At 38.8% G+C, this 20,623-nt stretch carries 18 protein-coding genes, 2 pseudogenes and 2 riboswitches; of the genes and pseudogenes, 18 read left to right on the top strand and 2 right to left on the bottom strand.

Features of this window, described 5'->3' with window-relative positions:
• The first annotated feature begins 176 nt into the window (after positions 1-176).
• The 4 genes from PB1_RS05900 (at position 177) to PB1_RS05885 (ending at position 5,868) form a co-directional block, all read left to right on the top strand.
• Positions 177-2,300, top strand: coding sequence for a BglG family transcription antiterminator (locus PB1_RS05900; RefSeq protein WP_003351346.1), 2,124 nt, complete (start codon positions 177-179; stop codon positions 2,298-2,300).
• A gap of 1 nt (position 2,301) precedes the next feature.
• A complete protein-coding gene (locus PB1_RS05895) occupies positions 2,302-2,739 on the top strand; it encodes a PTS mannitol transporter subunit IIA (protein WP_034644953.1) in 438 nt (145 codons plus the stop codon).
• A 1-nt stretch (position 2,740) separates the two neighbouring features.
• On the top strand, positions 2,741-3,904 hold the full coding sequence (locus tag PB1_RS05890; protein WP_003351344.1) for a mannitol-1-phosphate 5-dehydrogenase: 1,164 nt from the start codon (positions 2,741-2,743) through the stop codon (positions 3,902-3,904).
• 767 nt (positions 3,905-4,671) lie between these two features.
• Positions 4,672-5,868: an IS256 family transposase gene (locus PB1_RS05885; RefSeq protein ID WP_003351342.1), complete on the top strand. Its 1,197-nt coding sequence runs from the start codon at positions 4,672-4,674 to the stop codon at positions 5,866-5,868.
• Between the two features lie 166 nt (positions 5,869-6,034).
• Here the strand turns inward: PB1_RS05885 and PB1_RS05880 are convergent, their stop codons facing one another.
• Entirely contained in the window at positions 6,035-6,460 is a 426-nt protein-coding gene (locus PB1_RS05880; protein ID WP_162139921.1) for a hypothetical protein, read from the bottom strand.
• A 704-nt stretch (positions 6,461-7,164) separates the two neighbouring features.
• Here PB1_RS05880 and PB1_RS05875 point away from each other — a divergent pair.
• The 12 genes and pseudogenes from PB1_RS05875 to PB1_RS18285 all read left to right on the top strand — a co-directional run bounded on the left by PB1_RS05875 (position 7,165) and on the right by PB1_RS18285 (position 19,217).
• A complete protein-coding gene (locus tag PB1_RS05875) occupies positions 7,165-8,100 on the top strand; it encodes a DMT family transporter (protein WP_155816411.1) in 936 nt (311 codons plus the stop codon).
• A 75-nt stretch (positions 8,101-8,175) separates the two neighbouring features.
• Positions 8,176-8,281: riboswitch (TPP riboswitch) on the top strand.
• A 93-nt stretch (positions 8,282-8,374) separates the two neighbouring features.
• Positions 8,375-9,004 (top strand): thiazole tautomerase TenI, encoded by a 630-nt coding sequence (gene tenI, locus PB1_RS05870; RefSeq protein ID WP_003351337.1) that lies wholly within the window; start codon positions 8,375-8,377, stop codon positions 9,002-9,004.
• Positions 8,988-10,118, top strand: a complete 1,131-nt coding sequence (thiO, locus tag PB1_RS05865; RefSeq protein WP_003351336.1) for a glycine oxidase ThiO — start codon at positions 8,988-8,990, stop codon at positions 10,116-10,118. The genes tenI and thiO overlap by 17 nt, the downstream gene beginning before the upstream one ends.
• Before the next feature lie 4 nt (positions 10,119-10,122).
• Positions 10,123-10,326 (top strand): sulfur carrier protein ThiS, encoded by a 204-nt coding sequence (gene thiS, locus PB1_RS05860; RefSeq protein WP_003351335.1) that lies wholly within the window; start codon positions 10,123-10,125, stop codon positions 10,324-10,326.
• A gap of 1 nt (position 10,327) precedes the next feature.
• Entirely contained in the window at positions 10,328-11,092 is a 765-nt protein-coding gene (locus tag PB1_RS05855; RefSeq protein ID WP_003351334.1) for a thiazole synthase, read from the top strand.
• Positions 11,092-12,111, top strand: a complete 1,020-nt coding sequence (locus PB1_RS05850) for a thiazole biosynthesis adenylyltransferase ThiF (RefSeq protein ID WP_003351333.1) — start codon at positions 11,092-11,094, stop codon at positions 12,109-12,111. Before PB1_RS05855 ends, PB1_RS05850 begins: the two co-directional genes overlap by 1 nt.
• A gap of 271 nt (positions 12,112-12,382) precedes the next feature.
• The gene (gene gntK / locus PB1_RS05845; RefSeq protein WP_174269854.1) at positions 12,383-13,924 is read left to right on the top strand and encodes a gluconokinase; all 1,542 of its coding nucleotides are present in this window, start codon (positions 12,383-12,385) and stop codon (positions 13,922-13,924) included.
• A 536-nt stretch (positions 13,925-14,460) separates the two neighbouring features.
• Positions 14,461-14,538 (top strand): K(+)-transporting ATPase subunit F, encoded by a 78-nt coding sequence (gene kdpF / locus PB1_RS18535; RefSeq protein ID WP_081485609.1) that lies wholly within the window; start codon positions 14,461-14,463, stop codon positions 14,536-14,538.
• A gap of 20 nt (positions 14,539-14,558) precedes the next feature.
• Positions 14,559-14,945 carry a potassium-transporting ATPase subunit KdpA gene (locus PB1_RS05835; RefSeq protein ID WP_003351329.1) on the top strand — a complete coding sequence of 129 codons (387 nt, stop codon included), beginning with the start codon at positions 14,559-14,561 and terminating at the stop codon, positions 14,943-14,945.
• Positions 14,924-16,207: pseudogene (gene kdpB / locus PB1_RS05830) on the top strand (potassium-transporting ATPase subunit KdpB); the annotation flags it as partial. The gene PB1_RS05835 and the pseudogene kdpB, both read left to right, overlap by 22 nt.
• 27 nt (positions 16,208-16,234) lie before the next feature.
• Complete coding sequence (kdpC, locus tag PB1_RS05825; RefSeq protein ID WP_003351326.1) at positions 16,235-16,789, top strand: potassium-transporting ATPase subunit KdpC; 555 nt, start codon at positions 16,235-16,237, stop codon at positions 16,787-16,789.
• Between the two features lie 64 nt (positions 16,790-16,853).
• Complete coding sequence (locus PB1_RS18285; RefSeq protein ID WP_003351324.1) at positions 16,854-19,217, top strand: universal stress protein; 2,364 nt, start codon at positions 16,854-16,856, stop codon at positions 19,215-19,217.
• A gap of 86 nt (positions 19,218-19,303) precedes the next feature.
• Here the strand turns inward: PB1_RS18285 and PB1_RS05815 are convergent, their stop codons facing one another.
• Positions 19,304-19,681, bottom strand: coding sequence for a Na-translocating system protein MpsC family protein (locus tag PB1_RS05815; protein WP_003351323.1), 378 nt, complete (start codon positions 19,679-19,681; stop codon positions 19,304-19,306).
• 246 nt (positions 19,682-19,927) lie between these two features.
• Positions 19,928-20,070: riboswitch (cyclic di-AMP (ydaO/yuaA leader) on the top strand.
• A gap of 31 nt (positions 20,071-20,101) precedes the next feature.
• Between PB1_RS05815 and PB1_RS05810 the strand changes: the two genes are divergently transcribed.
• Together PB1_RS05810 and PB1_RS17405 are read left to right on the top strand one after the other, a co-directional pair.
• A complete protein-coding gene (locus PB1_RS05810) occupies positions 20,102-20,383 on the top strand; it encodes a hypothetical protein (RefSeq protein ID WP_003351322.1) in 282 nt (93 codons plus the stop codon).
• Positions 20,384-20,575 (top strand): annotated as a pseudogene (locus tag PB1_RS17405) (potassium-transporting ATPase B chain 1); the annotation flags it as partial.
• Positions 20,576-20,623 lie beyond the last annotated feature (48 nt).

Below are 20,623 nucleotides of genomic sequence, written 5' to 3'. Positions count from 1 at the left end.
TTTCTTAGAGACTTTTTCAAAAGTGGCAACAATGTTTTGGACGCAACTATAATTTCTTTTCATTGTAATAAGGGGTATAAACGTTTTATTATAAAAATGCAGGTATAATATTTAAGTTTTGTCACCATTATAATGAGTGATTTGGATATTCAAAGTTCCTTAGTGGAGTGAATCTTATGTATATTTCTGCAAGAGAAAGGCTGATACTTGAAATTCTGCTGGCAAAAAATGAAGAAATGACTGTCAAGGATCTTGCGAATGAAATTGATGTAAGCGTCCGTACGATTCATAGAGACTTAAAAGGAATTGAAAACATTTTAAAGGATTACGGTCTTAGTTTAGTAAAAAAGTCAGGAGTCGGCATTCAAATTATTGGTGACAAGGCAAAGGTCGAAGAATTAAAACTTACTCTTTTTAATTTATCATACAATGAATATACGCCTGATGAACGACAGACGATTATTTTATGTACTTTATTGGAATCAACAGAACCTGTAAAACTCATTTCCCTGGCTAATGATTTAAACGTGACAATTGCAACAATCAGCAACGATTTAACGAAATTAGAGGAACGATTAAGGAATTTCAACTTGTCGCTGATTAGAAAAAGAGGCTACGGTGTTGAAATTATTGGTACTGAAACAGCGAAAAGAAGAGCGATGAGCAGCATCATTGCAGAGAATCTCAATGAAGTAGAGTTTTTGTCTTTGGTGAGAGAGAACATTCAAAAAAAATCAACCCACCAAACAGATTCCATTTCTGAAAGACTATTAGGTCTTGTTGAGAAGAAAAAACTTCTCATCGTTGAGAAAACAATTGAAGAAATCAACGAAGAGCTGCCATATTCAATAGCGGACAGCGCCTATATCGGTTTAGTCGTCCATTTAGCATTGGCCATTGAACGTATTTTACAAGGAGAAAACATTAATATAGATCAAGCATATTTGGAAAGCTTGCAAGCGGCTCCGGAATACAAAATAGCTGAAAAAATTGTTCATAAATTATCAAAAATTTTCAAAGTTTCAATTCCGGCTGCTGAAGTTGGTTATATCACTATGCATTTGCAAGGGGCAAAATTGAGGCATGATAAAGAGTTCCTTATAGAAGAGTCCGGTCTAAAAGCGGCAATGAACGCGAAAAACCTTATACGGTTTGTAGAGGATCAATTAAATGTCGAATTAACCAGCAACGTTAATCTTTTTCAAGGACTGGTCGCTCACTTAAAACCGGCGCTTTATCGAATAAAACAGAACATGGGAATTACGAATCCTTTACTGCAAAAAATTAAGGAAGACTATGAAAATCTGTTCGAGATCGTGAAAGAAGGAGCAGAAGAAGTCTTTCCGGATTTGTCAATACCCGATGAAGAGATCGGTTATTTGGTCATGCATTTCGGTTCCGCTTTATTGGGAAACAAGAGAGCAGAAGATCTAAGTGCTTTAATTATTTGCTCAAGCGGCATAGGCACATCGAAAATGCTGGCGACAAGACTCCAACAGGAATTACCCGAAATAAAGACGCTTAAAAATGTTTCTTTATTTGAATTAAATCAAATTGATTTAGATGAATTTCATTTGGTTATTTCTACGATAAACCTGCCTAACATTCCAAGAGGGTATATCATTGTCAGTCCCATTTTAACAAAAGAAGAAATTAAAAAGCTTAGAAACTATATCCGCAATCGCACTTACAATGAGGATATTAATAGGAAAGCCTCACTGATGGATCGCAGACTCCCCCATTCGATACATGCAGAAAAAACGATCGAAAGAATGGAAAGCATCCATCAATACACAGGAACAATCTCCACCGTTTTAAAAGGATTTCAAGTGCTGTCTGCAACTCCTTCTCAGACGGCTGATCATGTTTTAGAAGAAGCTTGTAAGTTTTTGTATAAACAAGGTTCCATAAGGGATGTGGAGTTATTAATAAAAGCTTTATTGGAACGTGAAAAACTGGGTGGATTAGGGATTCCTGATACAAAGTTGGTTTTGTATCATTCCAGAAGTGAATATGTAGCACGTCCTTCCTTCACAATCTTAAGGCTTACGAAGCCATTGCAAGTAAAAGCGATGGACCAATCTGAAATGGAAGCAGAAAGCATTCTTTTATTATTATCACCTCAGCATTTATCAAGTCAGGGATTAGAAGTCTTAAGTTATATCAGCACATTAATTATTGAAAATGAACAGAGCATAAAATTATTTGAATCAAAAAATATGCATGACATTTCTTCTTATTTGGCTGCTAAATTTGAACAATTTTTTGATGAAAAATTAAAAGAATTAAGGAGTGTATAACATGGCATTGCCAATCTTATCACCAGAAAACATTTTATTAAATGCTGAAATTGAAAATAAGGAAAGTGCCATTCGATTAACTGGAAATGTATTAGTGGAAAATGGCTATGTGGATTCGGCATATATTGAAAAAATGCTGGAAAGAGAGGAGTTAAGCTCTACTTATATGGGGAACTTTGTTGCTATTCCGCATGGTACGGAGGACGCTAAACAGTCTGTAAAAGAATCTGGAATTGCGATCATTCAAGTTCCCGGCGGTGTAGATTTTGGCAACGGCAATATCGTGAAATTATTAATTGGGATTGCCGGCAAAGGAGATGAACATTTAGAGATATTATCAAAAATTGCGATTGTTCTATCAGAAGAAGAGAATGTTATGAAGATCGTAAATGCTTCCTCAAAAGAAGAAATTCTGGCAATCTTTGAAGGAGTGAACTAACATGCTGGCTGTCCATTTCGGAGCAGGAAATATCGGCAGAGGTTTTATCGGCAGTCTTTTATACGAGTCAGGTTATCAAACATGCTTTGTTGATGTAAACAGTGAAATTGTTGATTTAATCAATCAAAAGAAGGAATATCGGGTGGCAATTGCTGACCATTCCAAAGAAGAGTTATTCATCAAAAATGTACGTGCGATTAATAGCCGGAAGGATCCTGATAAAGTGATTGACTCTATTGCCCAGGCTGAATTGGTTACAACTGCAGTAGGCCCGAATATTTTACCGCATATCGCCGGTATTATTGCGGAAGGATTGCGGAAAAGAATTCAAACAACGGATCAGCCATTAAATATCATTGCCTGCGAAAATATGATTGGGGGCAGCACTTTACTTAAAGAAAAAGTCTATGAAAATATTAGTAAAGATGAAAAAGAAATTTTTGATCAACGCTTTGGCTTCCCGGATGCGGCCGTTGATCGAATTGTGCCAAATCAATTTAATGAAGACAAATTAATGGTGATGGTTGAACCGTTTTATGAATGGGCTGTAGATCAAACAAAAATTGTTGGAGAAAAGCCGCCTGTCAAGGGAATTACGTTTGTAGACGATTTAAAGCCTTACATTGAAAGAAAATTATTTACTGTCAACACAGGACATGCTGCAGCTGCGTATTTTGGCTATTATGCCGGCATCCAAACAATCAATGAAGCAATGGAAAAAGAGGAAATCATGACTCTTGTAGAGAAAACTCTTCAAGAAACAGGCTTGTTGCTTGTGAAAAAATATAACTTTGAGATGAAAAAACATCAAGAATATATTTCTAAAATTATTAATAGATTCTCCAATCCGTATATTTCAGATGAAGTAACAAGGGTGGGCCGTTCTCCAATCCGCAAGCTTGGTCCGAATGATCGGTTAGTAAGCCCGGCTAAACAATTTGCAGAAGTCGTTGGGGAACAGCCGGTTTATTTGGCAAAAAGCATTGCAGCTGCATTACAATATGATTATCCACAAGATGCGGAAGCTGTTGAAATCCAAGAAAACATCAAGAATAACGGATTAGAGTACACGATTGAAAATTATACTCAGCTGGACAGAAAAACAAATTTAGTAAGATTAATCGTAGAACAATATCATTTATTAAAGGGCGGGAGATTAATATAATAGTTATTCCGTATATGATTTAAACAAATCCTCTTTTGCTGTAATGCAAGAGAGGTTTTTTAATTAAGATAATGCAGCTAAGTTTAGATAAAGAAAGTATTTTACAGGAATTTACCAACAATGTATTGAATAGATTAGTTGGTATTAAGTTTGAAAGAGGAGGGATTCTGCCGTGGAAATTATTATACCTTTATTATCTTTTGCATTGCAGGTGTGTATATTCTATTGGGTACATATTATTAAAGTCAATTCTGATGAGCAAGTCAAACAAAATAAAGAGATCATTTCCTTGTTGAAAAAAATCTATGATGATAACACGTCGAATAGTGGCTTCCATTAACAAGTGCGATACTGCTTTAAGATCAGTATCGTCTAAAACAGTTAAGTGAATATATTTAATGCCCGTAACCATTGCATTTTCCGTAATTTTGCACAGTATCATTATAAAGTGATCGTAAGAGAGCTATTTTTTAGCTGAAAGATAGGGGATATACTCACTCTGAACCATGATCAAGGGAAGGTTATGAGCCTTTATTTTGATATATGAGCCTTTATTTTGATATATGAGCCTTCATTTGGATTTATGAGCCTTCATTTGAATATATGAGCTTTTATTTCAATATATGAGCCTTCGTTTTCGTTTATGAGCCGTCGATCACATTTATGGATTAAGTCCGTATAATTGTGTAAAAAGAAAAGGGGTCAAATTAATCCCTTTTGGTTACAATGTTTAATGCCTAAAAAACATTGGAAAAGGAGATTTAATTATGACCCAATTACAGTTTACCCTAAATATGGACCTTTTAAAAGATTCAGTTATGAATTCAAATATTGACGCGGTAGTCAAATCAACCATTGTTTTAGTCTTGAATGAGTACATGGAAAAAGAGCGTGATGAATATTTACAGGCTCAGGCTTATGAGCGCACCTCCGAACGCAAGGATTACCGAAATGGCTACTATGATCGTGACTTTATTGTAAGCATTGGAAAAATAAAATTAAGAGTTCCCCGTACACGTAATGGCGACTTTGCACCATCTGTTTTTGAACGATATGCGCGTGTGGACCAAACCTTTGTCTTATCCATGCTTGAGATGGTTGTAAATGGAGTGTCTACACGCAAAGTGACGAATGTGGTAGAACAATTATGCGGGGAAAAAGTGTCTAAATCCTTTGTTTCATCCCTTACAGAAAAGCTGGATCCAGTTGTCAAACAATGGGCAAACCGGCCGTTAAATGTCCAATATTACTCTTATATTTTTTTAGATGCTATGTATATTAAAGTGCGTGAGCACCATAAAGTCGTTTCTAAAGCTGTGTATATTGCGACCGGCATTAACCAGGACCAAAAAAGGGAAGTAATTGGTTTTAAAGTCGATCATAAAGAAAGCTATGAAGCATGGAAGGAATTCTTGAGTGAGTTAAAGTCAAGGGGGTTGCAATCCCCAAAGCTGGTGATTTCTGATGCCCATCAAGGATTAAAGAAAGCGATAGAAAAGGAATTTATCGGAACATCATGGCAGCGTTGTACCGTTCATTTCAAGCGAAATATCATTGACACATTGCCTAAAAAAGGCATGGGAGAGGTCATTGTCGATTTAAAAAGGATATTTGAAGCGGTAACAGTAGAAGATGCCCGTTTCTTTCGCAATGAATTCTTTAAGCGCTATGAAGAGAATCCGAAACTTGAAAAGGCACTGGAGATATTAGATGAGGGCTTTGAAGACGCCATCCAATATTTAAGTCAGCCTGCAAAATGGCATCGCTTAATCCGTAGCACCAACTCTCTGGAACGATTAAATCAGGAAGTTCGCCGTCGTGAAAGGGTGATCCGGATATTTCCAAATACGCAGTCTGCCTATCGGCTGATTGGAGCTATCTTAATGGATTATGATGAGGAACAAGCCAAGAAAAAAAGCATTTTTTCGAAAAACGAGAATGTCCCGCGCGAGCGCGAAATTTAATTTGATTGGAAGGGGGTACCCCCTTCCAATCAAATTAAATAAATACTAAAAGCAAAATTAGGCTAAAACCTTGTAATTAGTATTTTACACAATATTAAGGACTTGACTCATTTATGAGCTTTCATTCATTCCGACTAGTTTATAACGCCTTTAGTAAGGCGTTTTGTTAGTCTCCGCCGCCTCCACCATCTCCGCCGTCGCTAGAACCACCTATGGAAGCATCTCCTCCACCCATGCCATCAAAAAAGAAACTCCAAAAGCTAGATAAAGGGAGTGGATCGGTGATGTCTCCAAAGATAAAACTAAGGAAATAAAGAGAGCTCAATACGAGGTAAGCACCAATCTCCATAATTAGCCAATGGTTTAAATGACCAAACGGCATTCCGAACACCATATTATCAATGAAGGTTAGCAGTAAAAACGAGACAAAAACAATGGAGATAAAGTAAAAATGTTTAAGAGAATACTTTACTCTTTTTCCAGGTAACATACGTTTTCTTTTTCGTGAACCATTAACTGGCAACTTGCGTTTCTTTTTTCGCAAACCATTAATGAATAATGGACAATAAAAGAACATAAGAGAAATAGTCAATACGGCTGCTCCGACAATGACTACATCCATAATAATTTTGATTGTTATCCCCCCTTAGTTTCTTTCTATGCTTAAGGTTGATAAAAAAGTTTTTTTCTCTAAAATTAGCCTTTCTTAATTATACTACTCCGTTAACTTTGTTCTATATTAAATTAAATTTTTATTGAGATTTTATCGAAAAAGAGCTGTTTTTTAGCTGGAAGAAAGGGGGAATACTCTCTCTGAACCATGATCAAGGGAATGTTATAAGCCTTTATTTAGATTTATGACCCTTTATTTTAATATATGAGTCTATAATTTGATATATGAGCCTTTATTTTAATATATGAGCCTTCATTTTAATTTATGATCCTTCATACAGAAAAATGAGCCGTCACTCTGATATATAAATGTCATTTCAATTTACGAGCCTTCGTTTTCGTTTATAAGCCGTCATTTCAATTTATGAGCCTTCGTTTCCGTTTATAAGTCATCATTGAAACTTACAAGCCTTCGTTTTCATTTATAGCCGTCGATCACATTTATGAGCTTTCAATCATTCCGATAAAAATTAACCGAGACTTGTCCGGTTTCTATGTAACAGAGCCCCCGGCAGAAAAAAGGCGTTTTTTTGTGAATTCGATAAAAGGTTTATATTATTCTCACAATTTAATATACAATATAAATATGATCTGCCAAGAGGGGGAACAGATGTGGGAAATTTCATAGGACAAGATCGGTTCAAAGGTATTTTAATGGTTACTTTTGGAGCTACATTATGGGGGTTATCAGGTACAGCTGCCCAGCAGCTTTTTCAAAATAATGGTGTTCCGATCGGGTGGCTGGTGACAATACGGCTGTTATTCTCGGGTGCTGTATTAATTGCAATAGGTCTGTTAAGCAACGATAAAGAAAAGGTATGGGCGATTTGGAAAGATCGAAAGACACGGCTTCAGTTATTACTTTTTGGTTTAGTTGGACTGTTAGGAGTCCAGTATACATATTTCGCTTCCATCGAAACAGGAAACTCTGCGGTTGCTACATTACTTCAATACTTAGCTCCAATATTTATATCTGTCTATTTCATTATGAGATATCGTGCATATCCGGATCTTCGTGACATAACAGCGATTATATTAGCTCTTTTAGGAACTTTTCTTTTGTTAACGAACGGTTCGATTAAAAATTTTGCCGTTTCAAACATCTCTGTCGTATGGGGAATTTTGTCCGGTATAGCCCTTGCTTTTTATACAATATATCCCGTTCAATTACTTAAAAAATGGGGTTCAATAGTCGTTGTTGGTTGGGGAATGATTATAGGAGGAATTGGATTAAGTTTTATTTATCCTCCATGGAAAATAGAAACTCAAGAATGGTCTATTCATACAATTTCACTTATTAGCTTTGTCATTATATTTGGAACGCTGATAGCTTTTTTTCTTTATATGGAAAGCCTTCGTTTCATTACCCCGAAAGAAACGAGTCTGCTAAGCTGCACAGAACCGCTCGTCGCTGTTATTTCTGCAATTATATGGCTACATGTTTCTTTTGGAGTGTTTCAAGCATTTGGCGCCCTGTGCGTGATGGCAATGATGATAATTTTATCGTTTAAATCAAATGCACCTCAAAAAAAATTAACTGTAATTGAAGATGGAAGGTAATTACAACGCAAACAAGCCTAAAAAAATGTTTCCACTTTTTCGGATTCGTGTTAAAATTTCAATAAATTAAATAATTCATAACACTAGGGGAGCCTTTTAAAGGCTGAGATTGAACTTCGGTTCTAAACCCTTTGAACCTGATCTGGATCATACCAGCGTAGGGAAGTGGAGACTATTGTTTTAGACTAGAGTATTTTTATGTACTTTAACCACTCTTTATGCTGGAGAGTGGTTTTTGTTTTGCCAAGTTTACGTCCAAGGGCAGGTGTGGACGATGGAAAAAGAAATTCATGTCATTTCGAACGGTATACAGAAGACCGATTGCTTTGTGAAGATAGCTTCTGAGATTCATCCATATGTTACCGCCATTCACATTCGCGAAAAAACAGCAACAGCCAAAGAGGTCTATACCATTATTAAGGCAATGATCGATATAGGAATCCCGTCCGGAAAAATAGTTGTAAATGACCGCGCAGACGTTGCAAGAGCAGTTCATGCACAGGGTGTTCAACTAACATACCAAAGCCTTGATGTACAACTTGTTAAAACGAGTTTTCCGGAATTGCGCATCGGGAAATCGGTTCACTCGATTCAAGAAGCTGTAGAAGCAGAAGAGCAGGGAGCGGATTACCTTTTGTACGGACATATTTTTTCCACTTCTTCAAAGCCTGGATTGGCCCCAAGAGGTCTAGGTTCATTGCAGCAAGTCGTGAAGGAGGTGGCTATTCCGGTAATCGCGATTGGGGGTATAACACCAAAGAATACGAAAGACGTTTTGTCGACAGGTGCGGCCGGCATTGCCGTCATGTCTTTGATATGGGAAGCTCATTCACCGTTAGAAGCAATAAAAGAATTATATACGATTGTAAATGAAAAGAGGGTTTCAAATGACGACCAGTTATGACGTTATTATTGTTGGAGGCGGAGTGATTGGCAGTTCAATTGCCTTTCATTTGGCAAAAAAGAAACGAAAGGTCCTGTTAGTTGAAAAAGACCGGATTGGATGCGAGGCATCAAGCGCGGCAGCGGGAATGCTTGGTGCACAGGCGGAAATAACAGAAGCCGGGCCTCTATATGACATGGCGCAAAAGAGCAGAAATCTTTTTCCGGACATAGCAGAGGAATTGAAGGAATGTTCCGGTATTGATATTCATCTGGTAAATAAAGGGTTATTAAAGGTAGCCAGTTCAGAAGAAGAAGAAAACGAGTTAAAGAGACTTATATCATTCTATCAGAAGCAAGGACAAAGAGCCGAATGGTTGTCTGTTGAAGAGATGCTTGAAAAAGAACCGAACCTTTCCCGTGATCTTACAGGCGCTGTGTATCTGCCGGATGATGGACATGTGCTTGCACCGGAATTGACTTCTGCTTTTGCAAGGGCCGCATCCATTTTAGGTGTGAGTTTACGAGAGTATACAACAACAACAGGAGTTATTATTCAAAATGACCGGATTATTGGCATTGAAACGAATGTCGGTAATTTTTACAGTAATATGGTAGTAGTGACGTCAGGTGTCTGGTCAGGAACGTTATTGCAGCAAACCGGCCTTCATCTTCCGTTATATCCCGTCAAAGGGGAATGTTTTTCTTTGCTATATCCGGCAGCACCGATAACTGCTACCGTGATTTCTGAAGGATGCTACATTGTGCCAAAACAACGGGGCCGTCTTATCGTTGGTGCTACCATGGGAGAAGGACAATACGATAAAAAGGTTACTCTAAAAGGAATTCGAGATCTTTTAACAAAGACAGAAACGATTTTACCGAACATTGTGGAGGGCGAATGGGAAAAAGCTTGGACAGGCCTTCGACCCCAAACTCCTGATGGGTTGCCTTATATGGGCAAGCATCCTGAAATTGAAGGGCTATTTATTGCGGCGGGCCATTTTCGCAACGGAATATTGCTCAGTCCGATCACAGGACAGTGGATGACAGAGCTGATCGAAGGTGAACGGCATGAAGAGACGTTGCAGCCGTTTCGGGTAGACCGGTTTTCCAAAACGATGATAACGAGGTGACAAAATGAAGATCATTATTAACGGAGATGTAGTCGAACTGTCTAATGAAGTACGTACGATTCAAGATTTGTTGACTCACTTTAACTTGCAAGACAAAGGAGCCATTGTTGAACTGAATCGAGTAATTCTTGAGAAAAGTGCACATGCAGAAGCTAATTTGTCAGATGGCGATAAAATAGAAATTGTTCATTTTGTAGGAGGCGGTTAATATGTTAAAAATAGGTCCTTATCAGTTTGAATCGAGATTGCTGCTTGGAACAGGAAAGTTTCCTGATTTTGATGTACAGAAAGAAGCGGTAAAAGTATCAGGTGCTGAAATTCTGACATTTGCAGTTCGCCGTATGAATATTTATGAGCCGGACCAGCCAAACTTTTTGGAAAAGCTGGAGGTTGCAAATTTCACTTTGCTGCCGAATACAGCAGGAGCAAAAACGGCGGAAGAAGCGGTAAGAATTGCAAAACTGGCAAAGGCGTCCGGTTTGTGTGATATGATAAAAGTAGAAGTTATTGGTGATGATAAAACACTTCTCCCGGACCCGATTGAAACGTTGAAGGCATCTGAAATGCTTTTGGAGGAAGGATTTATCGTTCTCCCTTACACTTCTGATGATGTAATATTAGCTAGAAAATTGCAGGAGCTTGGCGTGCATGCCATTATGCCCGGAGCTTCACCGATTGGTTCCGGTCAAGGAATTGTGAATCCGCTAAATTTAAGCCTGATTATCGAGCAAGCAATTATACCTGTCATTGTTGATGCAGGAATCGGTTCGCCGTCAGATGCGGCTCTCGCAATGGAGATGGGTGCAGATGGCGTTTTATTGAATACTGCTGTATCAGGTGCAAAAGATCCGGTGAAAATGGCTCTCGCGATGAAGCTGGCCATTGAATCAGGACGAATGGGATATGAAGCAGGCAGAATTCCGAAAAAAAGGTATGCAACCGCCTCGAGCCCGCAGGAGGGAATGATCGTTTAATGAGCGAGCGGTATTCCAGGCAAGAATTGTTTGCCGGAATTCAAAAAGAAGGGCAGAAAAAGCTTTCGTCGAAACATGTATTGATCATCGGCGCCGGCGCTCTTGGCACCGGGAGCGCTGAAATACTAGCCCGTGCAGGTGTCGGCAGATTAACGATCGTTGACCGTGACTATGTTGAGTGGAGCAATCTTCAACGACAACAACTTTTCAGCGAGAAAGACGCGGAAAATCGAATGCCGAAAGCGATTGCGGCAAGGGAGCGGCTGCTGCAGATCAATTCCGACGTTCAGATTGAATCGCACATTATGGACGCAGGCATTCAAGAAATGGAAGAATTAACTGAAGATGTTGATCTTATTATTGATGCTACTGATAACTTTGATATACGTATGCTAATTAATGACATTTCACAAAAACGAAAGATTCCCTGGATTTATGGAGCATGTGTCGGCAGTTATGGTTTAAGCTATACAATCATACCCGGAAAAACGCCATGTTTAAGCTGTCTACTTGAAAGTGTTCCTATGGGTGGAGCAACTTGCGACACAGCCGGAATTATTGCACCTGCCGTCCAAATGGTTGTAGTCCATCAAACGTCCGAAGCATTAAAAATTTTAGTAGAGGACACAAAAGCATTGCGGAAAACGCTCGTTTCGTTTGATCTTTGGAACAATCATTATGTGGCGATGAATGTCGATAAAATGAAAAAAGCAGATTGTCCTTCCTGCGGAGAAACTCCCATCTATCCGTATTTGCAACCTGAAAACCAAATGAAAACAGCGGTTCTTTGCGGGAGGAATACGGTGCAAATCAGGCCTGCGGAAAGATTTGAAAGAGATTTGAATCAGCTGGCAGAAAATCTTTCCCGTGCAGGAGGAAAAGTTGAAAAGAATCCATACCTTGTTTCGTTCATACAAGGCGATCACCGTCTTGTCGTTTTTAAAGACGGGAGGGTGCTTGTCCACGGTACAAAAGATATAGCAGAGGCGAAAAGCTTGTATCATCGCTTTATCGGATAGACAAATTTATAAACAAGATAAACAATTAAGCCCCGGATCGAAGGAAAATCAGATTCAATTCTGGTTTATCCTCCGGTCTTTTTTTTTCAGCTGATGTGATTAAAATTTTAAGATAAACTAGATATTCACCTTTTTAGGAAAGTGAGTGGGAATCCTCACTCTTTTCAATGGAGTTTAACAGGTGTTTACTCCCGTTCAAGGAGCATTTACTCCCGTTCGAGGTCTTTTACTCTCGTCAGGTCCCTGACAACCTTATTGAAAGGAGAATGGAATAGTGAGTTCAAAATATGTTATCGGTGTAGACATTGGAACAACGAGCACAAAATCCGTTCTGTTTCATGTTGATGGTACTGTTATTTCAAGTTCTGGAGTTGAATATCCACTGTTATCGCCTGCACCGGCCGCTGCAGAGCAAGATCCGGAAGAAATTTTTCAAGCTGTGATCAAAAGCATTAAGCAAACGATTCAATCAAGTAATGTAGCCCCAACCGATATTCTATGTGTTTCTTTTAGTTCAGCTATGCATAGTGTCATTGCAGTGGACAAAGAGGGCAGGCCATTAACGAAATGCATCACGTGGGCGGATAATAGAAGTTCCATGTGGGCTGAAAAAATAAAAAATGAGATGAACGGACATCAAATTTATCTCCGTACGGGGACACCGATTCATCCGATGTCCCCTCTTTCAAAGCTAACTTGGCTTCGACATGAGCATCAAGAACTTTTTTCAAGTAGTGATAAATTTATTTCTATGAAAGAATATGTCTTTTATAAGCTTTTTAAGAAATATATTATTGATTATTCCATTGCTTCCGCTACCGGGATGTTTAATCTGGCTTCTCTAAAATGGGATGAGGAAGCACTGGCTGTTGCCGGTGTTACAGAGAAACAGCTTTCTGAGCCCGTTCCAACAACGTTCCGTCTGACAGGATTGGACGAAACATTTGCAAGAGAAATGAACTTGCCGACAGATATTCCTTTTGTTGCAGGAGCCGGTGATGGAGTATTGTCCAATTTAGGTGTCAATGCGATAGAGCCCGGAGCAGTGGCTGTCACCATTGGGACAAGCGGGGCCATTCGGACGGTAACCGATCGTCCTGTAACAGACTCTAAAGGAAGGATCTTTTGTTATGCTTTAACCGAAGATCATTGGGTGATAGGCGGACCGGTTAATAATGGCGGTATGATTTTCAGATGGATACGTGACCTGCTCGGATATTCTGAAATGGAGACTGCATTACGTTTGAGGAAAGATCCGTATGAAGTTCTTACTGAAATTGCAGCAAGAGTTAAACCCGGTTCGGACGGTTTATTATTCCATCCATATTTAGCAGGGGAAAGAGCGCCATTATGGGATGCAAACGCACGAGGCTCTTTCTTTGGATTAGGATTGCATCATAATAAAGGGCACCTTATTCGGGCTGTTATGGAAGGAGTAATCTTTAATTTATATACGGTTCTTCTTGCTTTAAAAGAACGAATCGGCGAGCCTAAGAAGATTCAAGCAACAGGCGGCTTTGCAAGGTCAGAACTATGGAGGCAAATGATGGCAGACATTTTTAACCAGGAAGTCTATGTACCCGAAAGTTTCGAAAGCTCTTGTCTGGGGGCGGCTATCATTGGCTTATACAGTCTCGGTGAAGTAAATACATTAAATGTCGTTTCCGATATGGTAGGAGCCAATTACCATCATCAGCCGAATAAAGAAAATGTCGCAATCTATCAAGAGTTAATTCCTATCTATATAAGACTCTCTCGGCTGTTAAAAGAAGAGTATGAAAGCATTGCTGCTTTTCAAAAGAAATGGATATAAATCATGGAATCTAAAATAAGAATAAAGGCTGCAAAGTTGAAGCGAACCTTTGCTTGCCGGGGCTAAAAGTGCTTGCGCTTTTCTTTTGAAAATTTTTAAGACCCGTCTTTCGCTTGTTTTTGGCAATACAAAGCGCCTGCACGATTTTGTCGAAAAGAGGCCGTCTGCTTTTGACGATTTCCGCTTCAATTTCCCGGGAAAAGTGTATGAGTTCCATGCAATTTTTCGATCTTTAATCAAACGTTTGATTAATAAAATGTATGTCATATATTGAAGAATTTTCGAAAAAAAAAGAGAAATAAATCTTCTGAATAATTTTCTATTGTCTGAATAATTTTCTATTCATTGTTAGATATTAACACTGGAAAAATTTATTTATAGGTAAGGCACACCTTTTTTATCCAGTCACTTTTTTTAGAAGGGATTGAAAGTATGGATTTCATATCAATTGGACTTACAATTGTATCTTTTCTGATGTTTTTTGGCTTTATTAAATTTTGTGACAAAGTCTTAATAGATAAGGAGAGCCGTTAATTATGATTTTGTTATTGATTCTTGCAGCAGGTTTAGCGATTTATCTTATAGATGCCTTAATCCATCCTGAGAGATATTAATTTAATATGGAGGAATCATAATGGAACTTATACAAATTGCATTGGTTTTGGCTCTGGTCGTTTTATTTGCCATACCAATGGGGCGTTATATTGCCCGGGTTTTTTCATTAGAGGAAACAAAACTTGATCGAATTTTCGGGTTTGAAAAAGCTATTTACAAGGTTTCTGGTATTACACAATCAGAAATGAATTGGAAACAATATGCAAAGGCTTTGTTATTAAGCAACCTTGCTATGTTTGGAATTTGTTATGTAATTATTCGCTTTCAAGGGGTACTGCCTGGTAATCCGGGCGGAATTGACTCAATGGACCCTTTATTAGCATTTAATACAGTTTCAAGCTTTTTAACGAATACAAACTTACAGCATTACAGCGGAGAATCCGGATTACTTTACTTGTTTGTTTAATCCCGACAACGATTGGAGGGCTGCTTTCGGCCATCGGCATCACGGGAATGGATCGTGTCACTAAATTTAATGTCATCGAAAAGTCAGGGAAAGCAGTAGAAGCAGCAGGAGATATTAATACCATCATTCTTGATAAAACAGGAACGATTACACATGGGAACCGAATGGCGTCATCCTTTATCCCGGTAAAAAATTCTTCCCGGGAAGAGTTGAACCGGGCTGCTCTTCAAAGTTCTCTCCATGATGAAACGCCGGAAGGACGTTCCGTTATTGAATTAGCGAAGAAATTAGGTGTTCCCGAAAGTGAATTTCAAACGACCGGGTCAGAGGGAGTGGAATTTAGGGCGGAAACCAGAATGAGTGGAACAGATTTTGCTGATGGCCGTAAAGTTCGAAAAGGTGCTGTAGACGCCATTAAAGAATATGTCATGGAACATGGCGGTACTGTTCCGGACGATCTGGAGGAAAAAGCGGAACAAATTGCAATGGAAGGCGGTACTCCGCTTGCCGTAGCAGATGGAAATCGCTTGTTAGGGCTAATTTATTTAAAAGATACTGTAAAACCGGGAATGAGAGAACGGTTTGATGAATTACGAAAAATGGGAATCAAAACAATCATGTGTACGGGGGATAACCCACTGACGGCAGCCACTATTGCCAAAGAGGCGGGTGTGGATGACTTTATCGCAGAAGCAAAGCCGGAAGGTAAAATTGATGTTATAAAAAAAGAACAATCAGAAGGAAAATTGGTTGCTATGACAGGTGACGGTACAAACGATGCCCCGGCTCTTGCTCAAGCGGATGTTGGTCTTGCCATGAATAGTGGTATGATCGCTGCCAAGGAAGCTGCAAACATGGTAGATCTCGATTCTGATCCGACCAAGATTATTGAAGTTGTAGCGATTGGAAAACAGCTTTTAATGACAAGAGGAGCCTTAACTACGTTCAGTATTGCAAATGATGTAGAGAAATATTTTGCCATAATTCCGGCAATGTTTATGTTGGCGATTCCGCAAATGAAGGCGCTTAACATTATGAATTTGGCAACACCTGAAAGTGCAATCCTTTCGGCATTCATCTTTAACGCTATCATCATTCCAATACTTATTCCGTTAGCGATTAAGGGTGTTAAGTATGTACCGATGAGTGCAACAAAACTATTAACCCGAAATCTTTTCATCTTCGGATTGGGCGGAGTTATTGTTCCATTTATAGGAATTAAAATAATTGATTTACTCCTTGCCATATTCAATCTCGTTTAAGAATCTAAAAGCAAAGGTGATTAATAAATGCTAAAAAATTTACGAATTAGTATCGTACTATTACTAATATGCGGGGTTGTTTATCCATTTGCGATGACCGGGATATCGAAATTGTTTATGCCCGCAAAAGCGGAAGGCAGCTTAATAAATGAAAAAGGGAATGTAATAGGTTCTGAGCTGATTGGACAAATGTTTACAAATCCAAATTCTTTTCGAGGACGTGTATCTTCTATTGAGTATAATGCTGCCGGATCCGGGTCTAGTAATTATGCACCTTCCAATAAAGAGATGATCGAAAGGACAAAACAAGATATTGAAGCATTTTTAGCGGCAAATCCAAATATCAAAAGAGAAGACATTCCAGCAGATCTTTTAACAAATTCAGGATCGGGATTAGACCCTCATATTTCACCTATGGCTGCCAAGATTCAAGTGCCGAGGATTGCTGATGCCCGAGGAATAAGTGAAGAACAATTGTACAACCTTATTGCTGAAAATACGGAAGGACGACAGTATGGAATTTTTGGGGAACCGCGTGTAAATGTCTTAAAATTAAATTTGGCGCTTGATAGAATGAAATAAAGGCTGTCAAGGAGAGTAAAGAAGATCTCCTTTTTCACTTATTTCAAAAGTGAGGGATGAAAGGGTGGGAGAAAAGTTTCGCAGGAAAACACCGGAAGAATTTTTACATTACATTTATAAAGTTAATCGAGGACGGTTAAAAATCATTCTCGGGGCAGTTACTGGATCTGGAAAGACCTATCATATGTTATCAGAAGGCAATGTATTAAAGAAAAAATCGATTGATGTGGTTATTGGGATCATAAACGCCTCCGACCGCCCGAAAACGATTGAACAGATCGGGCAATTAGAAATCATTCCGCCGATTGAGTGGGGGGACAATGGAATGAAAAAACAAGATTTAAATATTGATGCCATCATTGAACGAAATCCCGAAGTCGTACTTGTAGACGATTTGGCACATCGCAATCGGCCGGGTGCAAAGAATAAAACGAGGCTTGATGATGTGTTAACCTTATTGAGCAACAATATAAGTGTTATTACAACAATCAACATTTATGAATTAGAAGGGGTAAGAGAGGTCGCTGAAAAACTATTGGGCATGAAGGTGCAGGTAGACCATTGTCTACCTGAAAATACACTTGCAATTGCAGATGAGGTAAAGCTATTAGATGTCACCCCTGAAGAAATCCTCAATCGTCTTCAAGAAGGAAAGATCGAACAAACACAAGAGGAGAGAAAAAAAAGGCAAAAATTATTCAGACGGGATAATTTAGCTGTGCTGCGTGAGCTTTCATTGCGATTTTTAGCTGGCGAAGTAGATGATGAATTAGATGAATATCGGGAGAAACAAGGGTTAATAGGCCCATCTGGAGCATCGGAGAGAATCCTTGTTTCCGTTCAATACTATTGGAATGGATCCATACTTATACGGCGCGGGGAACAAATCGCCAAACGTCTGGGAGGAGATTTGTTTGTTGTAAATTTTCGCTCATCTAATAAAAAACTTTCGAAGGAAGAGGCGGCCTTCAAACGTTCAATCAAAAAGTTAGTAGATAAAATAGGCGGTCAATTTGAAGAATTGCCTCTTACGCGAGAGGATGTAGCGGAGGAAATTGTCAGTTACGCAACTGAAAAAAATGTGACGAGAATCGTGATGGGGCAGTCGAAACGAACCCGCTTTGAGGAAATTATTCACGGATCAGTCATTAATAAGATACTGCGAAAAAGCCGTAATATTGATGTTTTTATCGTAGCAGATCGTACAGAAGACGGGAAAAGAGTAATACCGGCCAAATGGCAGGAAGCAAAAAAGGTGAATCCTTACCACCGCCTTTCAAATCAAGAGGTGGAAGAACACATTGAAAAAATTAGACGAGGACAATTAAAAGTCTATATAGGTGCTGCCCCCGGTGTTGGCAAGACGTATACGATGCTGCGCGAGGCAAATGAATTAAAAAGAAAAGGGATAGACATCGTAATTGGACTGTTGGAAACGCATGGAAGAAAAGAAACATATGAACAAATTGGCTCATTGGAAATCATTCCAAGAAAAAAAATACAATATAAAAATGTCGTGTTGGAAGAAATGGATACGGAAGCAATCATTAAAAGAAATCCTGAAGTCGTTCTAGTTGATGAATTGGCTCATACAAATGTACCAGGGAGCAAAAACAAGAAACGCTACCAGGATGTTGAAGAAATACTAAAAGCAGGAATTTCCGTCATTTCAACGATGAATGTTCAACATTTAGAAAGTTTAAATGATAGCGTTGAACAAATTACCGGTGTTCGTGTTCGGGAAACAGTACCAGACCATGTACTGCGCATGGCAGATGAAATCGAACTAATTGATATTTCCCCTGAAGCACTTCGGCAGCGCATGCGGGAGGGGAATATTTATGCAAAGGAAAAGGTGGAACAAGCTCTTAACAATTTTTTCAAAACAGGTAATTTAATCGCCCTGCGTGAATTAGCTTTACGAGAGGTAGCTGATGATGTAGATGAACGACTCGAGTCATGGAAAAGGAATAGGGCATTAAGAGGGCCATGGAGAAAACAGGAGGTTATTTTTGTATGTGTTAACTTGCGTCCGGATAGTGAACGCCTCATTCGCAGCGGGTTTCGTATTGCCTATCGGTTAAAAGCGCAATGGTATGTCGTTTACGTTAAAGACCATTCCCCTTTAACGGAAGAAGAAAAAAAAAATTTGGAAAAAGTCAAACTGTTGACGGAGCAGCTCGGGGGGGTTTTCGAAATGTACGAAACTTCCAACCGCCGAAAAGTGGTTAGTGAGCTAGTGGAACGGATGAATCAAAAAAATGCTACTCAAGTGATTATTGGCCAATCAGCACGAAAGAGGATAGAAGAAATTCTTAAAGGATCTGTGGTAGAAAAATTACTTAGGCAGGTTCGTCATTTAGATGTATTAGTCGTTGCTGATTATAAACGAGAAAACATTGAAGCTGATAAAAAACGCCATGATTAAAATGATCAAAAAGATGGGTCTGACTCCCTCCGGAAATGACAATATATAGAATTGTTTTTTCATAGTTGAGGGGTCTGACCCAATAATCATTGTTTTTGTTCCAGATATTTTTCCAAGTCTTTATCTACAATAAAAACTTCAATTCTTTCTCCCATTTTTGTACTAATATCGCTGTGGCTTGAGAGTACTTTGCATCCGGTCAGGGTTTCTACTATTTCTTCAAAATCCCGGCTGTACATTTCGCGAAGCACTTGCCTCATTTTTTTAACCAGGATTCTTCCTTTCTCATGGCCGACCAAGTGTTTTTCCTCAACTGTCAAGACACCTTTAAAACGGGTAATCACCATATCCTGAACAATGTATGTTTTTGCTTCTTGAGGTCCGCGGCCGAGAAGATCACGATGAAATTTTATAAAGGCGGCGCTTATATCTGCTTCCAACTTTTTTTTCGATGGCAAAGCCATAATTTGAATACCTCCAAATGAGAGTATACATATTGTCATATATTTACATTATCTTACTTTCGTATGTACAAAAATGTCAATAGGATTAAAAATGAATAGAATCCCTAGAAAAAATTTGAAAAAATAAGAAGGAAATAGAAAGGAAGATATTTAGTTAGTAAAATCGTCAAAAATGGCAGTTTTTGACCAAAGATAAGATTTAACAAATAATTAAAATGATCTTACAATGATAGCAACTTAAAAAATTGCATATTTCGGCCTAATCCTGAGGCACTCAGGAGCGGAGGAACCACTTTTTTGGGGTTAATTCTGCGATTCGCAGAAGGGATGAGAAACTCTTTCGCCATCCTACCCGTCAGCTAACTTCGTCGGCTAAAGCGAAGGAGGTCACAAGACCGCCTGTTTCAGGGGGCTTTTTTGTTGTCAAAGATAGCAAAAAAGCAGCCTGATACTAAAGTAGGTCTTTTTCTTATGCCTATTTTAATACGAAAAAGGAACATGGGAGACAGAACGCAAAGAGAGCTGTATGCTAGCTGGGCGTTAAGTAGACCAATGAGTACTTTTTCTCCATACATTGAAATTTATTCTTCAGAGGGCCATTGCCGGCTAACTTTATTTAGAGCAATGGATCTGTTTTCTATTGATTTCAATTTGGGGAATAAGTATGAATTGGTCTATTTTTTATTCTTTGCAACTTTATGAGAAACTCCTGAAGGACGCTCCATTATTGAACTAGGGAAAAAATTAGGTGTGCCGGAGCCGGATATCAGTGGTTCAGAAGGAGTAGAATTTAAAGCGGAAACTCGGATGAGCGGGACGAATTTTTCTGATGGCCTGGAAGTAAGAAAAGGGGCCGTTGACGCAATAAAAGAATATGTGAAAAAGCAAGGAGGCCATTGACTGTATCTTTCAAGTAAATCAATCCTAATATACGATTACCTT

The sequence above is a fragment of the Bacillus methanolicus PB1 genome, assembly GCF_000262755.1.
Taxonomy (GTDB): Bacteria; Bacillota; Bacilli; order Bacillales; family Cytobacillaceae; genus Bacillus_Z; species Bacillus_Z methanolicus.
The sequence above is the reverse complement of the archived record's forward strand: the minus strand, read 5'-3'. Positions and strand labels throughout refer to the sequence as shown.